Source organism: Streptomyces sp. NPDC058665 (assembly GCF_042714995.1).
Classification (GTDB): domain Bacteria; phylum Actinomycetota; class Actinomycetes; order Streptomycetales; family Streptomycetaceae; genus Streptomyces.
Map to the genome: position 1 here is coordinate 166099 of NZ_JBHXRX010000007.1, position 21334 is coordinate 187432.

The following is a 21334-nucleotide window of genomic DNA, read 5'->3' on the forward strand; positions in this document are numbered from 1 at the left end:
GATTCCCGCCCCGTCGTCGCTGTGGTGGCACGTGCAACAGGCCCACCGCCGTTGGAGCAAGGGCCAGTTGACAGGGCAGCGTACCGGTAGTGATCTTCCGCCGATCGTCCGGTTCCCGGTTCCGGGCGGAAGGCAGGCAAGATGGGGGCGTGACCCTTATTGATCAGCTGCCGCCGGACGCCGACCCCGATGCCCTCTTCGAGGCCTTCTCGTCATGGGCCGAGGGCGAGGGCATCACGCTCTATCCGGCTCAGGAGGAGGCGCTGATCGAGGTGGTCTCCGGGGCGAACGTGATCGTTTCCACCCCCACGGGCTCCGGAAAGAGCCTGATCGCGGCGGGTGCGCACTTCACGGCGCTGGCCGAGGACAAGGTCACCTTCTACACCGCCCCGATCAAGGCGCTGGTGTCGGAGAAGTTCTTCGACCTGTGCAAGCTCTTCGGTACGGAGAACGTCGGCATGCTCACCGGCGACGCGTCCGTGAACGCCGACGCGCCGGTCATCTGCTGCACGGCGGAGGTGCTGGCCTCCATCGCGCTGCGCGACGGCAAGCAGGCCGACATCGGCCAGGTCGTGATGGACGAGTTCCACTTCTACGCGGAGCCGGACCGGGGCTGGGCCTGGCAGATCCCGCTCCTGGAGCTCCCGCAGGCGCAGTTCATCCTGATGTCGGCGACGCTCGGCGACGTGTCGCGGTTCGAGGAGGACCTGACCCGCCGTACGGGCCGGCCGACCTCCGTGGTCCGCTCGGCGACGCGCCCGGTGCCGCTGAGCTACGAGTACCGGCTCACCCCGATCACCGAGACGCTGACCGAACTGCTGGAGACCCGTCAGGCGCCGGTCTACATCGTGCACTTCACACAGGCGGCGGCCGTCGAGCGCGCGCAGTCGCTGATGAGCATCAACATGTGCACGCGCGAGGAGAAGGACCGGATCGCCGATCTGATCGGCAACTTCCGGTTCACCACCAAGTTCGGCCGCAATCTCTCCCGTTACGTACGCCACGGCATCGGGGTGCACCACGCCGGGATGCTGCCGAAGTACCGCCGACTGGTCGAAAAGCTGGCGCAGGCCGGTCTGTTGAAGGTGATCTGCGGTACGGACACGCTGGGCGTCGGCGTCAACGTCCCCATCCGTACGGTGCTGTTCACGGCTCTCACCAAGTACGACGGCACACGCGTACGCACCCTGCGCGCCCGTGAGTTCCACCAGATCGCGGGCCGCGCGGGCCGGGCCGGTTTCGACACGGCGGGCTTCGTCGTCGCTCAGGCGCCCGAGCACGTCGTGGAGAACGAGAAGGCGCTCGCCAAGGCGGGCGACGACCCGAAGAAGCGCCGCAAGGTGGTCCGCAAGAAGGCCCCCGAGGGCTTCGTCGCCTGGTCGGAGACGACGTTCGACAAGCTCATCACCTCCGACCCGGAGCCGCTGACCTCCCGCTTCCGGGTCACCCACACCATGCTGCTGTCGGTCATCGCGCGGCCGGGCAACGCCTTCGAGGCGATGCGCCGTCTTCTGGAGGACAACCACGAGCCGCGCAAACAGCAGCTGCGCCACATCAGGCGCGCGATCGCCATCTACCGCTCCCTGCTGGACGGCGGTGTGGTCGAGCGGCTTGAGACCCCGGACGCCGAGGGCCGCATCATCCGGCTCACCGTCGACCTCCAGCAGAACTTCGCGCTCAACCAGCCGCTGTCGACCTTCGCGCTGGCCGCGTTCGAACTGCTGGACCCGGCCTCGCCCTCGTACGCGCTGGACATGGTCTCCGTCGTGGAGTCGACGCTGGACGATCCCCGGCAGATCCTCGCCGCGCAGCAGAACAAGGTCCGTGGCGAGGCGATCGGGCAGATGAAGGCCGACGGCGTCGAGTACGAGGAACGGATGGAGCGGCTCCAGGAGTTCACCTATCCGAAGCCCCTCGAAGAGCTGCTGTGGCACGCGTACGAGGTCTACCGCACCAGCCATCCATGGGTCGGCGACCACCCGGTGTCACCGAAGTCCGTGATCCGTGACATGTACGAACGGGCCATGACCTTCACGGAGTTCACCTCCCACTACGAGCTGGCGCGCACCGAGGGCATCGTGCTGCGGTATCTCGCGGGCGCGTACAAGGCGTTCGAGCACACCATCCCCGACGACCTCAAGTCGGAGGACCTGGAGGACCTGATCGCCTGGCTCGGCGAGATGGTGCGGCAGGTCGACTCCAGCCTTCTGGACGAGTGGGAGCAGCTGGCCAATCCGGAGGTGGAGACCGCCGAGGAGGCGCGGGAGAAGGCCGACCAGGTCAAGCCGGTCACCGCGAACGGCCGTGCCTTCCGGGTCCTGGTGCGCAACGCGATGTTCCGCAGGGTGGAGCTGGCGGCGCTGGACAAGGTGAACGAGCTGGGCGAGCTGGACGCCGAATCGGGCTGGGACGCGGACGCCTGGGGCGAGGCGATGGACGGCTACTGGGACGAGTACGAGGAGCTGGGCACCGGCCCCGACGCGCGGGGCCCGAAGCTGCTCGGTATCGAGGAGGACCCGGCCCACGGCCTGTGGCGGGTCCGGCAGTCGTTCGCCGATCCGAACGGCGACCACGACTGGGGCATCAGCGCGGAGGTCGATCTCGCCGCGTCCGACGAGGAGGGCCGGGCCGTGGTCCGCGTCACCTCGGTGGGCCAGCTGTCGGGCGTCTGAGACCCCTCCCCCGCCGAACGAGATCTGTGGAGAACGAGAACCATGACGAACCCCGCCGAGCGGCTGGTCGATCTGCTCGATCTGGAGCGGATCGAGGTCAACATCTTCCGCGGGCGCAGCCCGCACGAATCGCTGCAACGGGTCTTCGGCGGCCAGGTCGCCGGCCAGGCGCTGGTCGCGGCCGGGCGCACCACGGAGAACGACCGGCCGGTCAACTCGCTGCACGCCTACTTCCTGCGGCCGGGCACGCCCGGCGTGCCGATCGTCTACCAGGTGGAGCGGGTGCGCGACGGCCGGTCGTTCACCACGCGCCGGGTCACGGCGGTGCAGGAGGGCCGGACGATCTTCAATCTGACGGCGTCCTTCCACCACCCGGAGCAGGGCGGCTTCGAGCACCAGCTGCCGCCGCGTCTCGACTTCCCGGACCCCGAGTCGCTGCCGACGGTGGCCGACGAGGTCCGTGAGCATCTGGGCGGGCTGCCCGAGGCGTTCGAGCGGATGGCGCGCCGTCAGCCGTTCGACATCCGCTACGCCGACCGGCTGCGCTGGACGGCGGAGGAGATCCGTGACGCCGATCCGCGCAGCGCGGTGTGGATGCGGGCGGTGGGCCCGCTGGGCGACGACCCGCTCGTGCACACCTGCGCGCTGACGTACGCGAGCGACATGACGCTGCTGGACGCGGCCCGTATCCCTGTCGAGCCGCTGTGGGGGCCGCGCGGGTACGACATGGCGTCGCTGGACCATGCCATGTGGTTTCACAGGCCGTTCCGGGCGGACGAGTGGTTCCTGTACGACCAGGAGTCGCCGATCGCGACCGGCGGGCGGGGTCTGGCCCGGGGCCGTATCTACGACCGCTCGGGCCGGCTTCTGGTCTCGGTCGTCCAGGAGGGGTTGTTCCGCAAGCTCGGTGGGTGAAGCGCGACAATGGTGGGGATCGCGTGGACCGACTGCTCCTAGGAGATCTTGATGACTGTGTACGACATCCCGCTGCGCACCCTCAGCGGTGAGCCCACATCCCTGGCCGCGTACAAGGGCCGCGCGGTGCTGGTGGTGAACGTAGCGTCGAAGTGTGGTCTCACTCCGCAGTACGAGGGCCTGGAGCGGCTCCAGCAGACGTACGGCGACCGGGGCCTCACGGTGGTGGGCGTGCCCTGCAACCAGTTCGCGGGCCAGGAGCCGGGCAGCGCCGAGGAGATCGAGACGTTCTGCTCGACGACGTACGGCGTGAGCTTCCCGCTGCTGGAGAAGTCCGAGGTCAACGGCGACAACCGGCACCCGCTGTACGCGGCGCTGACCGAGCGGGCCGACGCCGAGGGCGAGGCGGGCGACGTGCAGTGGAACTTCGAGAAGTTCCTGATCTCCCCGGAGGGTGAGGTCGTGGGCCGTATCCGTCCCCGTACGGAGCCGGAGGCCCCCGAGGTCATCGCGGCGATCCAGGCTCAACTCCCCGCGTAACGCACGCACTTCACGCCGGTGCCCGGTCCCCTGTCAGGGGGCCGGGCACCGGCGCGTCCGGACCCGGCACCGGTGTACCCACCATGCGTTCACGCTTTCATCACGATCTCGCCACAACGGGCCCGATGTCCCTACAAGGGGGCAAGTCGCCTCGCTACGGTCATCCCCTCACAGAGCCGCCCTTGGGGGACACATGAGCTTTTCACCACCTGCCGCGCCCGGTCCCAACCCGTATGTCGGGCCGCCGACACCGCCGCCCGGCCGTCCGAAGTGGACTCGGAAGCGGGTGCTGTTTCCCGTGGTCGCGGTGCTGTTCTTCCTGGGCTTCGGCATCGGCTCCTCGGGCGACACGACGCGGACGGAGAACACGGCCGACGCGAAGCCGGGTGCCACGGCGACGGTGACCGCCACCGCGACGGCCACCCCCGAACCGGCGGCGACGGAGACGGTGACAGCCACCCCGAAGCCCGCGCCGACGGTCACCGAGACGAAGACCGTCAGGGTCACGGTCGCACCCGCCGCCGACGACAACAGCGGCGGGTCGACCGGCTCGGGGGGCTCGGACACGGGCGGCTCGGGAGGCGGCTCCACGTACTACGCCAACTGCACGGCCGTCCGGGCCGCCGGCGCCGCCCCCATCCGCAGGGGCGACCCCGGCTACGGCTCGCACCTGGACCGCGACGGTGACGGCATCGCCTGCGAGTGAGCCGCCAGGGCCGGCCGGTCGAGATGACACGTCCTAGCGGATCGGCATCCCCGACAGCGTGCGCGCGATGACCAGGCGCTGGATCTCGCTGGTGCCCTCGAAGATCGTGTAGATCGCGCTGTCGCGGTGCATCCGCTCCACCGGGTACTCCCGGGTGAAGCCGTTGCCGCCGAGGATCTGCACCGCCCGCGCGGTGACCTCCTTCGCCGTCTCGCTCGCGTACAGCTTCGACATCGAGCCCTCGGCGGCGGAGAAGGGCTTGCCCGTGGCCGCCATCCAGGAGGCGCGCCAGACGAGCAGCCGGGCGGCGTCGATCCGGGTGCGCATGTCGACGAGCTGGAACGCGACGCCCTGGTTGTCGATGATCGGGCGGCCGAACTGGCTGCGGGTCTTGGCGTAGTCGAGCGCCACCTCGTACGCCGCTCGTGCCGTGCCCACCGCCATCGCCCCGACCGCCGGGCGTGAGGCTTCGAAGGTCGCCATGGCCGCGTTCTTCACCCGCTCGCCGCCGCTGATCCCCGACCCGTCGACCCCCGCCCGCGCCTCGCGGGCGCGGGCCAGCCGCTCGTCCAGCTTCTCCTTGCCGCCCAGGAGGCAGTGGCCCGGGACGCGTACGTCCTCCAGGACGACCTCGGCCGTGTGCGAGGCGCGGATGCCGTGCTTCTTGAACTTCTGTCCCTGGGAGAGTCCGGGCGTCGCGGGCGGGACGATGAAGGAGGCGTGCCCCTTGGAGCCGGCCTCGGGGTCCACCACGGCGACCACCACATGCACATTGGCGATACCGCCGTTGGTCGCCCAGGTCTTGGTCCCGTTCAGGACCCACTCGTCCTTCGCCTCGTCGTAGACCGCACGGGTGCGCATGGCGGCGACGTCCGATCCGGCGTCGGGCTCGGATGAGCAGAACGCGGCGACCTTCACGTCGTCCGCGTCGCCGTACATCTGCGGTATCCAGGTGCCTATCTGCTCCTCGGTGCCGTTGGCGAGCACACCGACGGCGGCGAGTCCGGTGCCGACGATCGACAGGCCGATGCCCGCGTCGCCCCAGAACAGTTCCTCCATCACCATCGGGATGGAGAGGCCCGTGGGGTCGAAATACTGCTGTGCGTAGAAGTCGAGGGAATAGACACCGACCTTGGCGGCTTCCTGGATGACGGGCCAGGGAGTCTCCTCCCGCTCGTCCCACTCGGCGGCGGCCGGGCGGATGACATCGGCGGCGAACCCGTGCAGCCAGTCGCGTACCTGCTTCTGGTCATCGTTGAGTTCGAACGTGAACTCGGCCATCGTCATCCTCCAGCACTGCTGTTACTTACGGTAACAACAGTCTGTTACCGGCAAGTAGAGGATGTCAACCTGCGGCAGGCTGATCTGCGGGGGCGGTGGCCTTGGTGTTACGTTGCCGGGGCGTCACGGAATCGCACGGGCGGGGAGACACCCATGGGGACCACACAGCAGGCCGACCAGCACCGTTCCGCCCATCAGCGGCGCCGCCAACTCCTGGAGGCCGCCGACCGGGTGGTGCTGCGTGACGGGCCGAAGGCCTCCATGAACGCGATCGCGGCCGAGGCCGGCATCACCAAGCCGATCCTCTACCGCCACTTCGGCGACAAGGGCGGGCTCTACCGCGCCCTGGCGAAGCGTCATACGGACGCGCTGCTCAGCGCGTTGAAGGCAGCGCTCGACGCGCCCGCCGACCGACGCGAGCGGGTGGAGGCCACGCTCGACACATATCTCGCGGCGATCGAGGCACGCCCGCAGGTGTACCGGTTCCTGATGCACCCCGCCGAGGACAGCCAACTCCCGGAGCAGGGCTTCGACGTGGGCCGGCACTCGGCGCCGCTGCTGCGCCGGCTCGGCGAGGAGCTGGCCATCGTCATCGAGGAGCGGGTCGACCTCGGCCCGGAGAGCGCCCAGTTGGCCCGGGTCTGGGGCCATGGGATCGTCGGCATGATGCACGCGGCCGGTGACTGGTGGCTCGGTGAACGCCCCTGCTCACGCGCCCAGTTGGTGAGCAGCCTGGCGGATCTGCTGTGGGGCAGGCTGTCGGCGGTGGACGACCGGGCGGGCAGCCCGGGGCTCTGACCGGGCCCACCGCGCCGACCGCGCCGACCGCGCCGACCGCGCCGACAAGACCTGACCGAGCCGGCCGAAGACACGACGGGGTCCGGCGCTCAGCTCCAGGACGCCCGCCGCGCCGCCCGCAGCAGCCTGGACCGGCGCAGACCCGTCAGCCGGTCCGCGTAGACGAGCCCCTCCAGATGGTCGCACTCGTGCTGGAGACAGCGCCCGAAGAACCCGGTGCCAGCGATCCGTACGGGCTCGCCGTCCACCGTCACGCCCTCCACCACAGCGTGGTCGAACCGCTCCGTGCCCGCTTCCAGTCCGGGCAGCGAGAGGCAGCCCTCGGGCCCTCGTACGGTGACCCCGTCCGCCTCCACGAGGCGGGGATTGACGACGTGTCCGAGATGGCGGACGTCCTCGTCGTCGGGGCAGTCGTACACGAACACCTGTAGCGGCACGCCGATCTGGTTCGCCGCGAGACCGACCCCGCTCGCCCGGTACATCGTCGCGAACAAGTCGTCGACCAGCCGCGCGAGTTGTGGCCCGAAGTCCGTGACGGGCCCACAGGGCGCGTGCAGGACCGGGTCGCCGAGCAGCCGCAGGGGACGGACCCGTCCGGCGCTGCCGGGGATCGGCCGGTTTCGCATGGTCTTGACGCTCCGTCCCGGCCGACCGCCGGCGCACCGGCCTTCGGTGGGTGCCGGGTTCGCTCGTCGCCGTCGCGCCAGGGTACGTCGTCGCCCGGGACGAGAGCCTCACGGGTGGGCCGTCACGTTTACCGGAATGTGATGCGCCTCATGTCTGGTTTTCATCGCTCACCTGTGCCTAGAGTTGCGCCACCGAATTAATCTCAGAGTGAGAGGAATTGTGGCAACTACCTCGCTCCCCCGCACCTCCAACCGCAGCGCCGTGATCGCGGCCCTGCTGTCCGGCGCGGACATGGACCGTCAACGGCTCATCGCGGACACCGGCCTGAGCCGGGCCACGGTGTTCCGCATCGTGGACGACCTGATGGCCGAGTCGCTGGCCCTGGAGGGTTTCCGGGTGCTCAGGGAAGGTCCGGGCAGACAGTCGACGTCCGTGAGTTTCAACCACCGCTCCGCCCTCGTCTGCGGAGTCGACCTCGGCGGCACCAACTGCCGTGTCGTGGTGGCGGACGCGCTGGGCCGCGCGATCATCAGGAGCCGGGACACCACGCCGCGCGACGCGTCGGCGGACGAACTCGCCGCCTGGGTGGCCGGCCGGATCACCGACCTCGTCGACCGGCACGGCGACGGCGTACCCCTGCACACCGTCACGATCGGCCTGCCCGGTGTCGTCACCGGCGACGGACGGGCCGTCGTGGCATCGCACAATCTCGGCCAGATCAAGGGCACCCGCTTCATCGAGAAGGTCTCCGCCCTCGTGGGCGTGGAGACCGCGGTCGGAAACGACTCCAACCTCGCCCTGCGGGGCGAACTCCAGTACGGATCACTGCCGGACCGGGAGACCGCCGTACTGCTCGCCATGGGCACCGGCCTCGGCTCCGCCGTCTCCATCGACGGACAGGTGCTGCTCAGCAGGACCGGTCTGCTCGGCGAGTTCGGCCGGCTCCCCCTGCCCGGTCGCGACGAGCGGCTGCGCGATCTGCTGTCCGGGGCTGACCTGGTGGCGTACGCGCGCGGCAGAGGAGTCGACGTACCCACGGCGCGGGCCCTGTTCGAGGACCCGGAGGCGTACGCGCCGCTGCTCGCCGAGGTGCACGGCGCGCTGGCCCATCTCGTGACCATCGTCGCCCTCTCGTACGAGCCCGCCACCGTGGTCCTCACCGGCGGTTTCTCGGAGTCCTTCGACACCGCGCGGCTGACGGCGATCAGCGACCAGGTCGCCGACACGGTCGGCGTCCGCAGCGTGGTGCGCAGAGCGGATCTCGGCGACTCGGCGGGCCTGCTCGGCTCCATGGCGACCTCGCTCGGCCGCCTCTACGACTCGCTGGGCGTGAGCGCCGAGGACGCTGCGTCCGTGGCCGTCGACCGCGACCTGGTCATCCGCCGCCTCGCGGACTGCCCCACCTCCCGCACCACCCACGACAAGCAGCTGGCAGAAGGGTGACAACGATGAATCGATCACGGACCCGGTGTGCGCTCGCGGCACTTCCGGTCCTCGCGCTCACGCTCACGGCGTGCGGCGGTGGCGGGGTGGCGAAGTCCGACTCCGACAACAAGCTGACGATCTGGATGATGACCGGCGGGCCCGGCGACAACCCTCTGATCAAGGAGGTGACCGCCGAGTTCAAGAAGAGGCATCCGGACGTCGACGTCGACATCCAGATACAGCAGTGGGACGGTGTCGCGACCAAGATCACCACCGCGCTGGCCAGCGGCAACCCGCCGGACATCGTGGAGATGGGCAACACCCAGACCCCGTTGCAGACCTACTCCGGCGGCCTCGCCGATCTCACGGAGGACAAAAAGTCCTTCGAGGGCTCGGAGGGCTGGCTGAACGGCCTCTCCACCCCCTCCGAGTTCGACGGCAAGCTGTACGCCGTCCCGCTCTACGGCGGCACCAAGATCGTCATGTACAACAAGAAGATGTTCGCGGAAGCGGGCATCACCTCACCGCCGAAGACCCTCGCCGAGCTCCAGGAACACTGCGGCGCGCTCGCGAAGTCGAACAAGGACACGGCCAACTTCTCCGGCTTCTATCTGCCGGGCCAGTACTGGTTCAACGGCATGCCCTTCCTCTTCGGCAAGGGCGGCAAGGTCGCCTCGCGGAAGGACGGCACGTGGCAGGCCGAGATGTCGTCGGCGGCCAACCAGTCCGGTCTCGGCGCCTGGAAGGACTTCCAGGACACCTGCTCCACCCCCTCCTCGCGCGGCGTGAACACCGACAGCCCCGACCAGGACCAGCTCTTCGCCGACGGCAAGGCCGCCATGGCGTACGTCAAGGCGTGGGAGCCGGCCGCCGTCATCGAGAAGAATCCCGAAATGAAGGAGAACATCGGCTTCTTCGCGATGCCGGGCTACACCGAGAAGAGCGCGATGCCCGTGATCGTCTCCGGGTCGACCATCGGTATCGCGGCGGGCAGCCCCGACCGGGACGCCGCCGAGGACTGGCTGCGGATCGTCTCCGGCGAGAAGTTCCAGCAGCGGATGGCGCTGGAGCTCAACCTGCTGCCGATCTCACCGGAGTTCACCCCGGCCGGTGTGCCCGAGCAGCTGACCGTCGCCTCGCAGGCCAGCAAGGTGAGCCGGCCACTGCCCAACAGTCCCGGCGAGGCGACCCTGGAGACCGAGCGCTACAACGAACAGTTCTTCTCGAAGATCGCGAGCGGTGCGGACATCGCCTCGTCGTCCGCCGCGTACGACAAGCACGCGACGGAAGCCTTCAACTCGCTGAGCGACTGACACCCCTGGACGCCTGATGGCACTCACTGAGAAGCACCGTCCGGTGCGCGCACCGGACAGGGACCGCCGCACCGGGCCACCGGGCCGGCGCGGCCCGGCACGGCGGTCCCGGATGCTGCCCTGGGCGATGATCGCCCCCGCGCTGGCCGCGCTCCTGCTGATCCAGGGGTATCCCCTGGTCCGGCTGCTGACCCTGTCGACGCAGGAGTTCGGCCCCCGCTCGCTGTTCACCGGGCAGTCGGACTTCATCGGCCTGGACAACTTCACCCGGATCTTCACGGACGCCGACTTCCTGGCGGTCCTGCTGCGGACCGTGGTGTTCACGCTGGTATGCGTGACGCTGCTGATGGTGCTGGGATTCCTCATCTCGCATCTGCTGATGGGCATCTCGCCGTGGGCCCGTGTCGTCACCACCGTCTGTCTGGTGCTGGTGTGGGCGATGCCCATGGTGGCGGCGACGCTGGTCTGGCAGTGGATGTTCCAGCCGCAGTACGGCGTCGCCAACTGGCTGCTCACCCAGGCCCGGGTGTTCGGGGACATGTCGGTCTACGACTGGTTCTCGCACCCCACCCAGGCACTGGGCCTGATCATCCTGCTGACGGTCTGGAAGGGGCTGCCGTTCGTCGCGCTGACCCTGTTCGCCGCCCGCGGTCAGATACCCGAGTCCCTGTACGAGGCGGCCCGCCTCGACGGTGCGGGGACCCTCCAGATGTTCCGCGGCATCACCATTCCGATCATGCGGCCCGTCCTGGCGATCCTCACCATCCTCGAAGTGATCTGGTCGGTGAACTCGTTCACCCCGATCTGGGTGCTGACGCAGGGCGGTCCCGACGGGGCGACCACCACGCTGGGCGTCTACGCGTACATCACCGCGTTCAGCCGCAACGAGTACGGCAGCGGCGCGTCGGTCGCGGTGGTGACCGTGGTGATCCTCGCCCTGTTCTCCGTCGCCTACGTCCGCAGGCTGTCCCGGCAGGGAGATGTCGTATGAGCACCCGCAGACGGCGCGGGGTCAACAACACGATCGCGATGGCCGTTTCGGCCGTGATGGTGTTCCCCGTCTACTGGATGGTGGCCACCGCGCTCAAGCAGCGGTCGGACATCCTCAGTTCGGTACCGAAGTTCGTGCCCTGGCCGATCAGCCTGGAGAACTTCACCCGGGCGCTGGACAAGCCGGGCTTCTGGGTGTTCGTCCGCAACTCGCTGACGGTCACGCTCTCCTCGGTGGTCCTGTCGCTGGTCATCTCGCTGTTCGCGGCGATCGCGATCGCACGGTTCCGGTTCGCCGGCCGCAAGGCGGTCCTGACCATTCTGGTGCTGGTGCAGATGGTGCCCGCGGCGGCCATGGTCATCCCGGTGTATCTGATGCTCAGGTCCGTCGGCGGGCTGGACTTCCTGCCCGGCCTCGTCCTGACGTACATGACCTTCGTGCTGCCGTTCACGATCTGGACGCTGCGCGGATTCGTGGACGGCGTCCCCGTCGAGTTGGAGGAGGCCGCGCTCGTCGACGGGTGCGGGCGCTTCCAGATGTACGTACGGGTGCTGCTGCCCCTGCTGATGCCGGGCATCGTGGCGACGTCGATCTTCGCCTTCGTCAACGCCTGGGACGACTACATCTTCGCCTACGTGATCATGAAATCTCAGGAGAACTACACACTGCCGGTCTGGCTGGTGTCGTTCAAGACCTCGGAGAGCGTCGACTACGGCGCGATGATCGCGGCCTCGACGATCTTCTCCGTCCCCGTACTCATCTTCTTCCTGCTGGTGCAGCGCCGCCTCGTCGGCGGCATGACCAGTGGCGCGGTCAAGGGATGACCGGGCCCCGCGCCGGCACATCGCACATCACCGCACGACGACCAACCGCAAGGTGAGGAATCGAATCATGACCGAGCTGTCCCGGCTCGCCCACGGCGTGCTGTTCCCCGCGCTCGGACGCAGGACCGTCCCCAGGTGGGCGCGCGCCCGGGTCGCGAGAGGACTCGGCGGCTTCGTCTTGTTCGGCAAGGACATCGCCTCCGCCGAACAGGTACGGGAGCTGACCACGGCCCTGCACGGCCTCCGTGACCATGTGCTGCTCTCCGTCGACGAGGAGGGCGGCGACGTCAACCGCCTGGAGAACCACGGCGGTACGTCCGTACCGGGCAATCACGCCCTGGGCCGCCTCGACGATCCCGCGCGGACCCGTGAGTCCGCCTACCAGATCGGCCTCTCGCTGGTGGAGGCCGGTATCGACTGGGACCTGGCGCCCGCCGTCGACGCGGCCGTCAACCCCCTCTCCCCCAACGGCATCCGCACCTTCGGCGCCGACCGCGCGCTGGTCGCCAAGCACGCCGCCGCCTGGGTTGAGGGGCTCCAGGCCGCGGGGGTGAGCGCCTGCGCCAAGCACTTCCCCGGCCACGGCCTCAGCTCCACCGACGCGCATCTCGGCACACCCACCGTGGACCTGTCCCGGCAGGAACTGGTGGACCACTACCTCGACCCGTTCCGCGCGGCCATCGCCGCCGGGGTCGACAGCATCATGGTGTCGCACGTCCACCTCAGCCGGCTGGACGACGTCCCGGCCACCATCAGCCCCGCGGTACTCACCGGACTGCTCCGCGACGAGCTGGGCTTCGACGGCGTCGTGATCACCGACGCGCTGGAGATGCGCGGGATCGCCGACGTGGCGAGCCTGCCCGACGCGGCCGTCCGGGCCGTCGCGGCCGGCGCCGACGCCCTGTGCCTGGGCGCGTGGGCGTTCGGGGACGACGTCGACGCGGCGGCTGCCGCCCTGGTGGCAGCCGTGGAGAACGGCACCCTGCCCGAGGTGCGGCTGCGCGAGGCGAACGCCCGTCTCGCGAAGCTCGGCACCCGGCCGCGCGCCACCGGCGTCGTACACGACGACACGGTCGGCGAGCAGCAGGCCCGCGATGTCCTGGAGGTACGGGGCGACGCGGCGCTCAAGGGGAAGCGGGCCCTGGTCGTACGGCTCGACCCGACGCATTCGCCCGCGCAGGGCGGCGCCTCCTGGGGCGTGGAGGCGCCGCTGCGCGCGGCGGGCATCGATGTCGAGGCGCTCGCGGTGGCCGGTGACACCTACAACGCCGAGGGCCTGATCAGGGCCGAAGTCGGCCTGTATCTGGACGAGTTCGGGCCGGACGCCGATGTGGTGCTGCTGGTGCGCAGCTCGCACCGGTTCCCCTGGCAGGGGCCGGTCCTGGACGAGCTGCTGGAGCGCTACCCCGGCTGTGTGGTGGTCGACATGGGCGTCCCGGGCCATGACTTCGGCGGCTTCCGGGGCTGGGTACGCACCTTCGGAGCCTCGCGTGTGTGCGCGCGGGCCGCGGTGGACGCGCTGCTGGGCACGCGATGACGGCGGGCCGTCCGGCACCGGGGCCGGAAGGCACCGGCGGGCGGCTGTTCACCGGCGGCAGGCTCGTCACGCCCGACGCCGGTGTCCTGGACGGGTGGCTCCTCGTACGGGACGGCCGTATCCACTCGGTGGGTACGGGCGCCCCGCCGGGCGGGCCCACGAGCGTGGTGGAGCTGGGCGGCCGGACCGTCGTGCCGGGGTTCGTGGACCCGCACTGTCACGGCGGCGCCGGGCACTCGGTCTACGCAGGGGATCCCGCCGCCGTACGGGGGGCGGCGGCGGGTCATCTCGCGCGGGGTACGACCACGATGCTGGCGTCCGTCGCGACGGTCGAGCCGGCCGCGATGGAGGCGGCCGTACGCGCGGTCGCGTCGGTCATCGACGACGGGTCGGCGCCCAGTCTGGCCGGCATCCATTTCGAGGGACCGTTCCTGTCGCCCCTGCGGCGCGGCGCGCAGACCCGCTCCGCGCTGCGCGATCCCGACCCGGACCTGCTGGCGCGGCTGATCGACGCGGCGGGCGGGCACGCGATGTCGATGACCGTGGCGCCCGAACTGCCGGGCGCGCCGGAGCTGATCCGCGCATACGCGGACGCGCTGGTCTGCTGTCTGGGTCACACCGACGCGGACGCGGACCGGTTCGCGCGGGCCGCCGATCTCGGTGCCCGCGCGGTGACGCACCTGTTCAACGCGATGCCGCCGCTGCACCACCGGGAGCCGGGCCCGGTCGCCGCCGCGCTGCTGGACCGGCGGCTGGTCTGCGAACTCGTCCTGGACGGGCACCATCTGGCCGACGACACCGTCCGGCTGGCCCACCGGGTGGCGGGCCCCGACCGGCTGATGCTGGTCAGTGACGCGATGCCGGCGGCGGGCATGCCGGACGGGGAGTACACCTTCGCGGACCGCGAGGTGACCGTCGCGGACGGGGTGGCCACGCTGCGTGGCACCGACACGCTCGCCGGGTCGACGCTGTTCGTGGCGGAGGCGTTCCGCAGAGCCGTGACGACGGTGGGCATCCCGCTGCCGGACGCGGTCCGGATGACGTCCGGCACCGCCGCCCGGCTGCTCGGTCTGAGCGACCGGGGCGAACTGCGGCCGGGCCTGCGGGCGGACCTGGTGGAGCTCGGCCCGGACCTGCGACCCGCCCGCGTATGGCTCGGCGGTGTGGAGGTGGGGTGAACATCCGGTTCAAGACCTGGTCGTCGGCGCGGATGTGACGGACCGTCGGGGATCGGCCGAGACGCCCGGCCGTCCGGTGTGGTCCACCGCCGCCGGGCACGGCCCGGCGGCACCCCGCGTGGCGGCAGGACCGGCGGGAATGGGGCCGTAAGCCGTGCGAACACCGGGCGCCGCCGGGGAAACGCCCAGCTCTCCGGGCCGGGAACCGCCGCACCGAGGCCCCCGGCGGCTCTCCGGCGCGCCCGCCCTGCGGCTTCGTTCAGGCGTACGTGTGACAACGATCGGTCCCTTCGCAGGTGCCGTGGTTCGGGCCTGTGCGCGTATCTCGATAGGCTGAGCCCGGACCGACGCGAGGAGGATCAAGGACGATGGCAGGCAACACGGACCCGCTGTCGCCACGGGCCAAGCTGGCCGTGACGGCAGGCAAGGCCGCAGCGGCGGTGTCGCGCGCTGCGGGACGCGGCAGCGGATCGGTGATCGGCGGCAAGGTGGCGTTGCGGCTCGACCCGGATCTGCTGGCGGCTCTCGCACAGCATCTGGACGTCGTGCTCGTGTCGGCGACGAACGGCAAGACGACCACGACACGGCTGATCGCCGAGGCCCTGCGGGCCAGCGGCCCCGTGGTGTCGAACGCGCTGGGCGCGAACATGCCGGCCGGCATCACCTCCGCCCTCGCGGGCGGTTCCGACGCCAAGTACGGCGTGATCGAGGTCGACGAGAAGTACCTCGCCGGTGTGGGGCGCGACACCACGCCCAAGGCGATCGCCCTGCTCAACCTCTCGCGCGACCAGCTCGACCGCGCCGCCGAGACCCGTATGCTCGCCGAGCACTGGCGCGAGGGCCTGGCCGGTACGAAGGCCGTGGTCATCGCCAACGCCGACGACCCGCTGGTCGTCTGGGCCGCCTCGTCGTCCCCGAACGTGGTGTGGGTCGCCGCCGGACAGGAGTGGAAGGACGACGCCTGGTCCTGCCCCGCCTGCGGCGGTGTGATGCAGCGGCCCGGCGACGACTGGTTCTGCGGCCAGTGCGGCTTCCGCCGGCCCGCGCCGAGCTGGGCGCTGCACGGCGAGCACGTCCTGGACCCGCACGGCTCCGCCTGGCCGATCCACCTCCAGCTGCCGGGCCGCGCGAACCGCGCGAACGCCGCCACCTCAGCCGCCGTCGCGGCCACGTTCGGCGTGCCCCCGCAGGTCGCCCTGGAGCGGATGTACCAGGTGCAGGCCGTCGCCGGCCGGTACGACGTGGTGTCCTTCCTCGGCCGTGACCTGCGGCTGCTGCTGGCGAAGAACCCGGCGGGCTGGCTGGAGACCTTCTCGCTCATCGACCCGCCGCCCGCTCCCGTCATCCTCGCGGTCAACGCCCGCGGCGCCGACGGCACGGACACCTCCTGGCTGTGGGACGTCGACTACACCCGGCTGGCCGGTCACCCGATCTTCGTCATCGGCGACCGCAAGCTGGACCTGGCGGTGCGTCTTGAGGTCGCGAACCTGGACTTCCGGGTGTGCGCGACCGCCGACGAGGCCGTGCAGATGGCACCCCCCGGACGCATCGAGGCGATCGCGAACTACACGTCCTTCCAGGACCTGCGCCGCCGTGTCGGCAACTGAGACAGATGAAGTCGGAGAGGAAGGAGCGAAGAATGAGTGACAACAGTCTGCGGCTGGTGTGGATCTACCCGGACCTGCTGAGCACCTACGGCGACCAGGGCAACGCGCTGGTGGTGGAGCGCCGCGCCCGGCAGCGGGGGCTCGACGTCACGCGTGTGGACGTCCGCAGCGACCAGGCCGTACCGACCTCGGGCGACATCTATCTCATCGGCGGCGGCGAGGACCGGCCGCAGCGGCTCGCCGCCGAGCGGCTGCGCCGTGACGGCGGTCTCAACCGGGCGGTGTCCAACGGCGCGATCGTGTTCTCGGTCTGCGCCGGGTACCAGATCCTGGGCCACGAGTTCGTCAACGACCTGGGCGAGCGCGAGGGCGGTCTAGGGCTGCTCGACGTGATCTCCACCCGTGGCGAGGGCGCGCGCTGCGTCGGAGACGTACTGGGCGACATCGATCCCCACCTGGGGCTGCCGCCGCTGACCGGTTTCGAGAACCACCAGGGCATCACCCATCTCGGCCCGAGCGCCCGGCCGTTCGCGCGGGTCTCGCTCGGCGGGGGCAACGGCACGGGTGACGGCACGGAGGGCGCGTACAACGACACGGTGTTCGGTACGTACATGCACGGCCCGGTCCTGGCCCGGAACCCGCTGATCGCCGATCTGCTACTGAAGCTGGCACTCGACGTCAACGCGCTCCCGCCGGCCGACGACCGCTGGTACGAGGCGCTGCGCGCCGAGCGGATCGCCGCCGCGACGCAGCCGGCCTGACGTCTTCCGTTCAACCGAGGGGTGTCCAGCAGTCGGACGCCTGGTTCGGCCCCGCCACTCCGCGCCGGTAGGGTGGCGGGGATTCAGCCGGACGACGCGGTCCGGCCGTCGGCCCACGTTGCAAAGGTTCTCCGGGCAATGCGAATTGGTGTGCTCACCTCCGGCGGCGACTGCCCCGGTCTCAATGCGGTGATCCGGTCCGTGGTGCACCGCGCCGTCGTCGACCACGGTGACGAGGTCATCGGCTTCCACGACGGGTGGAAGGGTCTGCTGGAGTGCGACTACCGCAAGCTCGACCTCGACGCGGTCGGCGGCATCCTGGCCCGTGGCGGCACGATCCTCGGTTCCTCCCGGGTCCAGCCCGCGCATCTGCGTGACGGTGTGGAGCGCGCGAAGGGGCATGTGGCCGACCTGGGTCTCGACGCGATCATCCCGATCGGCGGCGAGGGCACGCTGAAGGCCGCCAACCTCCTCTCCGAGGCGGGGCTGCCGATCGTCGGCGTACCGAAGACCATCGACAACGACATCTCCTCCACGGATGTGACCTTCGGCTTCGACACCGCCGTCGGTGTCGCCACGGACGCGCTGGACCGGCTGAAGACCACCGCCGAGTCCCACCAGCGCGTCCTGATCGTGGAGGTCATGGGGCGGCAGACGGGCTGGATCGCGCTGCACTCGGGCATGGCCGCCGGTGCGCACGCCATCGTCGTCCCGGAGCGGCCCTTCGACATCGGGGAGCTGACCGAGCTGGTCGGCAAGCGGTTCTCGGCGGGCAAGCGGTTCGCGATCGTGGTGGTCGCCGAGGGCGCCAAGCCCCGTGAGGGCTCGATGGAGTTCGACGCGGGCGGCAAGGACATCTACGGACACCAGCGCTTCGCGGGCGTCGCCAGGCAGCTCTCGGTCGAGCTGGAGGAGCGGCTGGGCAAGGAGGCGCGGCCGGTGATCCTGGGCCACGTCCAGCGCGGCGGGACGCCGACCGCGTACGACAGGGTGCTGGCGACCCGCTTCGGCTGGCACGCGGTGGAGGCGGCGCACCGCGGCGAATTCGGCATGATGACGGCGCTGCGCGGCACGGACATCCTCATGGTGCCGCTCGCGGAGGCCGTCGAGACGCTGAAGACGGTACCGGCGGAGCGCTACGCCGAGGCGGAGTGCGTGCTCTGAGCCGCTGAGCCCCAGGCACGGCTGAACCGCCCGCTTTCGTACGACGAACCGCCCCCGGCCGCGAACGGCGCCGGGGGCGGTTCTACTCTGGTCCCGGGTGCGGACACATCGCACCATTCGGGATCGTCGCGGTGGGAGAGCACGTATGGATCACGGCGAGCACGGCACGACCATGGATCTGCCGCCGTTCACGCTGGGCCGCGCGCTGGAGTTCTCGCCCGACACCTTCTTCCTGGTCGGATGTCTGCTGGCGCTCGCACTGTACGGGTGGGGCGTCCTGCGGCTGCGCGCGAGGGGCGACAGCTGGTCGCCGGGCCGCACCGTCCCCTTCGTGCTCGGCGTGCTGAGTGTGGCCCTGGTGATGTGCACCGCGCTGAACGACTACGGCATGGTCATGTTCAGCGTGCACATGGTCCAGCACATGGTGATCAGCATGGTCTCGCCGATCCTGCTGCTCCTGGGCGCGCCGGTGACCCTGGCGCTGCGGGCGCTGCCGGTCGCGGGCCGGGGCCGCAGGGGGCCGCGTGAGCTGCTGCTGGCGCTGCTGCACAGCCGGTTCCTGCGGTTCGTGTCGCATCCCGCCTTCACGATCCCGCTGTTCATCGCGAGCCTCTACGGTCTCTACTTCACCTCGCTCTTCGACTTCCTCATGGAGTCGAAGCCGGGGCACATCGCGATGATGGTGCACTTCCTGGCCGTCGGGCTGGTCTTCTTCTGGCCGATCATGGGCGTGGACCCGGGGCCGCACCGGCCCGGTTATCTGATGCGGATGCTGGAGCTGTTCGCCGGGATGCCGTTCCACGCGTTCTTCGGGATCGCGCTGATGATGGCGAGCGAGCCGATGGTGCGGGCCTACGAGAATCCCCCGGCGTCCCTGGGCATCGACGCGCTCGCCGACCAGAACGCCGCCGGCGGCATCGCCTGGGCGTTCAGCGAGATCCCGTCCGTGCTCGTGCTGATCGCGCTGGTGTATCAGTGGTACCGCTCCGACCAGCGTCAGGCGAAGCGCTCGGACCGGGCCGCCGACCGGGACGGTGACAAGGAGCTGGCCGCGTACAACGCCTACCTCGCGTCGTTGCAGACACGCGGACGGTAGCGCGGAAGCCACCTTTCGGGTGACGATGGTCCTTACGGCCACGGTCACGGCCGCTGAGGAGGTCGCCCATGTCCGGTTCCGGATCCACGAAGGCAATGGGGGTCATCACCGTCGGCGCGCTGGTGGTCGTGACGGCCTACACGGCGGCGCTGGGGAGCAGCGGCTGGCTCTGGTTCGGGTGGGTGGTACTGGTGCTGGTGACGCTCGCGATGGTCGCCGCCGGCGGCAACTGACGCGGGCCGGCCCGCCGTCGGTCGGCCGCGGTCAGCCGGTCAGCCGGTCACCGCTGAGAGACCCGGCTCGGGTCTTGCGGGAAAGCGGTCCCCGGGGAGTACTTTCGCGGTGTCGAAGATCCACCGACCGGGACCGGCGTCCTCGGCGCTCCCCCGGCACGCACTCTTTCAGGAGACTTCACCGACATGAGCAGTGAGCCGACCATGCGCGCGATCACCCAGAACTCCCTCGGCGGGCCCGAGGTGCTGCGTCTCTCCGACCGCCCGCGGCCCCGTCCGGTCCCGACCGAGGTGCTGGTACGGGTGCACGCGGCCGGCGTGAACCCGGTCGACTGGAAGTCGCGCGAGAGCGGCGGCATGGCCGGTCTCCTCGGCGCTCCCCCGTTCGTCCTGGGCTGGGACGTGTCCGGTGTGGTGGAGGAGGTCGGCTTCGGTGTGCACACGCTGAAGGTGGGCGACGAGGTGTACGGGATGCCGTGGTTCCCGCGGCCCGCGTCCGCGTACGCCGAGTATGTGACCGCGCCCTCACGGCAGTTCGCGCTCAAGCCCCGCACGCTCGACCACAACACGGCCGCCGCCGTGCCGCTCGCCGGGCTGACGGCCTGGCAGTCGCTGGTGGACGCGGCGCACGTGGAAGCGGGGCAGCGGGTGCTGATCCACGCGGCTGCGGGCGGCGTGGGGCATCTGGCGGTGCAGTTCGCGAAGCACCTCGGGGCGCATGTCATCGGGACGGCGAGCGCCGCGAAGCACGAGTGGCTGCGCGAACTGGGCGCGGACGAGGTCGTGGACTACACCCGGGTCCGCTTCGAGGAGGCCGTGAGCGACGTCGACGTCGTCATCGACCTGGTGGGCGAGGGGCACGACGCGACGACCAGCCGCTCGCTGAAGACCCTGCGGCCGGGCGGCACGATCGTCGCCGTCCCGTCCGGCGTCGCGCCGGAACTGCTGGACGCCGCGCGGGCGCGGGGGCTGAACGCGACCGCCTTCCTGGTGGAGCCGGACGGCGTCTCCCTCAGCCGGATCGCCGGGCTGATCGACGAGGGCGTCGTACGCGTCGAGGTGGAGGGCGTCCTGCCGCTGGCGGACGCGGCCGAGGCACACCGACGGGTCCAGGAGGGACGGACGCGCGGGAAGATCGTGCTGAGCGTGACCTCCTGACGGTCCGTCAGCGCAGCAGGGGCAGTTTGCCGACGAGCTTGCCGATCCGGTTGCGCGGGCCGACGAGGCCGACCGCGAGATAGGTCAGATCCTCGTGCTTCGTACCGGCGAGCAGGCCGAGGTACTCGTCGTAGATCCGGGACGTCTGCGCGGGCTCCGGCATGTCGACCACGAAGACGTCCTCCTTGGCGGTCGCCTTCTCCCGCAGGGCGTGGAGCGTGGCGGCGTCGGCGGCCAGGACGGAACAGCCCGCCCAGGGCAGCCCCGGGTGCAGCCGCCCCGAGCCGTCCCGGCCGTCGCCCCCGAGCAGGTCTGGCAGGGCCCTGCCGACGGCGGCGGCCGTACAGACCGCCGCGTTCACCGCGCGCCCGGCGGGCAGGGACTCGTCGATGACGACGACCCACTTGAGCGGGGCCTGACGGGTGGAGAGGCCGGTCGTCGCGCCGTCGCGGCGGAGCTGAGAGATGTCGTTCTGAACGGTCATACCTCAGAACGGTAGGCAGCCATG

At 70.4% G+C, this 21334-nt stretch carries 20 protein-coding genes; 17 read left to right on the plus strand and 3 right to left on the minus strand.

Annotated features, from left to right (window positions below; translation table 11 throughout):
* Positions 1-149: 149 nt before the first annotated feature.
* The 4 genes from ACFWV8_RS06770 to ACFWV8_RS06785 all read left to right on the plus strand — a co-directional run bounded on the left by ACFWV8_RS06770 (position 150) and on the right by ACFWV8_RS06785 (position 4833).
* A complete protein-coding gene (locus ACFWV8_RS06770) occupies positions 150-2672 on the plus strand; it encodes a DEAD/DEAH box helicase (protein ID WP_384198618.1) in 2523 nt (840 codons plus the stop codon).
* 42 nt (positions 2673-2714) lie between these two features.
* Entirely contained in the window at positions 2715-3587 is an 873-nt protein-coding gene (locus ACFWV8_RS06775; protein ID WP_384198620.1) for an acyl-CoA thioesterase, read from the plus strand.
* Positions 3588-3638: 51 nt separating this feature from the next.
* A complete protein-coding gene (locus ACFWV8_RS06780; protein ID WP_384198622.1) occupies positions 3639-4127 on the plus strand; it encodes a glutathione peroxidase in 489 nt (162 codons plus the stop codon).
* Between the two features lie 193 nt (positions 4128-4320).
* Positions 4321-4833 carry an excalibur calcium-binding domain-containing protein gene (locus ACFWV8_RS06785; protein WP_384198623.1) on the plus strand — a complete coding sequence of 171 codons (513 nt, stop codon included), beginning with the start codon at positions 4321-4323 and terminating at the stop codon, positions 4831-4833.
* A 33-nt stretch (positions 4834-4866) separates the two neighbouring features.
* Here ACFWV8_RS06785 and ACFWV8_RS06790 read toward each other — a convergent pair whose 3' ends face one another.
* Positions 4867-6114, minus strand: coding sequence for an acyl-CoA dehydrogenase family protein (locus ACFWV8_RS06790; RefSeq protein WP_384198625.1), 1248 nt, complete (start codon positions 6112-6114; stop codon positions 4867-4869).
* Positions 6115-6267: 153 nt separating this feature from the next.
* On the opposite strand from ACFWV8_RS06790, the gene ACFWV8_RS06795 reads away from it, so the two are divergent.
* Positions 6268-6912 carry a TetR family transcriptional regulator gene (locus ACFWV8_RS06795; RefSeq protein ID WP_384198627.1) on the plus strand — a complete coding sequence of 215 codons (645 nt, stop codon included), beginning with the start codon at positions 6268-6270 and terminating at the stop codon, positions 6910-6912.
* 89 nt (positions 6913-7001) lie between these two features.
* Here ACFWV8_RS06795 and def read toward each other — a convergent pair whose 3' ends face one another.
* Complete coding sequence (gene def, locus ACFWV8_RS06800) at positions 7002-7538, minus strand: peptide deformylase (RefSeq protein WP_384198629.1); 537 nt, start codon at positions 7536-7538, stop codon at positions 7002-7004.
* A 220-nt stretch (positions 7539-7758) separates the two neighbouring features.
* Between def and ACFWV8_RS06805 the strand changes: the two genes are divergently transcribed.
* From ACFWV8_RS06805 to ACFWV8_RS06860, 12 genes are all read left to right on the plus strand, one after another.
* Entirely contained in the window at positions 7759-8982 is a 1224-nt protein-coding gene (locus tag ACFWV8_RS06805) for an ROK family protein (protein WP_384198630.1), read from the plus strand.
* A 5-nt stretch (positions 8983-8987) separates the two neighbouring features.
* Positions 8988-10277: an extracellular solute-binding protein gene (locus tag ACFWV8_RS06810; RefSeq protein ID WP_384198632.1), complete on the plus strand. Its 1290-nt coding sequence runs from the start codon at positions 8988-8990 to the stop codon at positions 10275-10277.
* Between the two features lie 16 nt (positions 10278-10293).
* The gene (locus ACFWV8_RS06815) at positions 10294-11268 is read left to right on the plus strand and encodes a carbohydrate ABC transporter permease (protein WP_384198634.1); all 975 of its coding nucleotides are present in this window, start codon (positions 10294-10296) and stop codon (positions 11266-11268) included.
* Complete coding sequence (locus tag ACFWV8_RS06820; RefSeq protein ID WP_384198636.1) at positions 11265-12092, plus strand: carbohydrate ABC transporter permease; 828 nt, start codon at positions 11265-11267, stop codon at positions 12090-12092. The genes ACFWV8_RS06815 and ACFWV8_RS06820 overlap by 4 nt, the downstream gene beginning before the upstream one ends.
* A gap of 67 nt (positions 12093-12159) precedes the next feature.
* On the plus strand, positions 12160-13629 hold the full coding sequence (locus tag ACFWV8_RS06825) for a glycoside hydrolase family 3 N-terminal domain-containing protein (RefSeq protein ID WP_384198638.1): 1470 nt from the start codon (positions 12160-12162) through the stop codon (positions 13627-13629).
* Positions 13626-14807 (plus strand): N-acetylglucosamine-6-phosphate deacetylase, encoded by a 1182-nt coding sequence (nagA, locus tag ACFWV8_RS06830; RefSeq protein WP_384198640.1) that lies wholly within the window; start codon positions 13626-13628, stop codon positions 14805-14807. Before ACFWV8_RS06825 ends, nagA begins: the two co-directional genes overlap by 4 nt.
* 368 nt (positions 14808-15175) lie before the next feature.
* Positions 15176-16414 carry a MurT ligase domain-containing protein gene (locus ACFWV8_RS06835; RefSeq protein ID WP_384198642.1) on the plus strand — a complete coding sequence of 413 codons (1239 nt, stop codon included), beginning with the start codon at positions 15176-15178 and terminating at the stop codon, positions 16412-16414.
* Between the two features lie 32 nt (positions 16415-16446).
* Positions 16447-17175 (plus strand): glutamine amidotransferase, encoded by a 729-nt coding sequence (locus ACFWV8_RS06840; RefSeq protein ID WP_329390911.1) that lies wholly within the window; start codon positions 16447-16449, stop codon positions 17173-17175.
* 138 nt (positions 17176-17313) lie between these two features.
* Positions 17314-18339, plus strand: a complete 1026-nt coding sequence (locus tag ACFWV8_RS06845) for a 6-phosphofructokinase (RefSeq protein WP_329390910.1) — start codon at positions 17314-17316, stop codon at positions 18337-18339.
* 145 nt (positions 18340-18484) lie between these two features.
* Entirely contained in the window at positions 18485-19435 is a 951-nt protein-coding gene (locus ACFWV8_RS06850; RefSeq protein ID WP_384198644.1) for a cytochrome c oxidase assembly protein, read from the plus strand.
* Positions 19436-19503: 68 nt separating this feature from the next.
* Entirely contained in the window at positions 19504-19668 is a 165-nt protein-coding gene (locus ACFWV8_RS06855; protein ID WP_329390908.1) for a hypothetical protein, read from the plus strand.
* A gap of 186 nt (positions 19669-19854) precedes the next feature.
* Entirely contained in the window at positions 19855-20826 is a 972-nt protein-coding gene (locus ACFWV8_RS06860) for an NADP-dependent oxidoreductase (protein WP_384198646.1), read from the plus strand.
* A 7-nt stretch (positions 20827-20833) separates the two neighbouring features.
* On the opposite strand, the gene ACFWV8_RS06865 is transcribed toward ACFWV8_RS06860, so the two are convergent.
* Entirely contained in the window at positions 20834-21310 is a 477-nt protein-coding gene (locus ACFWV8_RS06865; RefSeq protein ID WP_384198648.1) for a DUF2000 domain-containing protein, read from the minus strand.
* Positions 21311-21334: the final 24 nt, after the last annotated feature.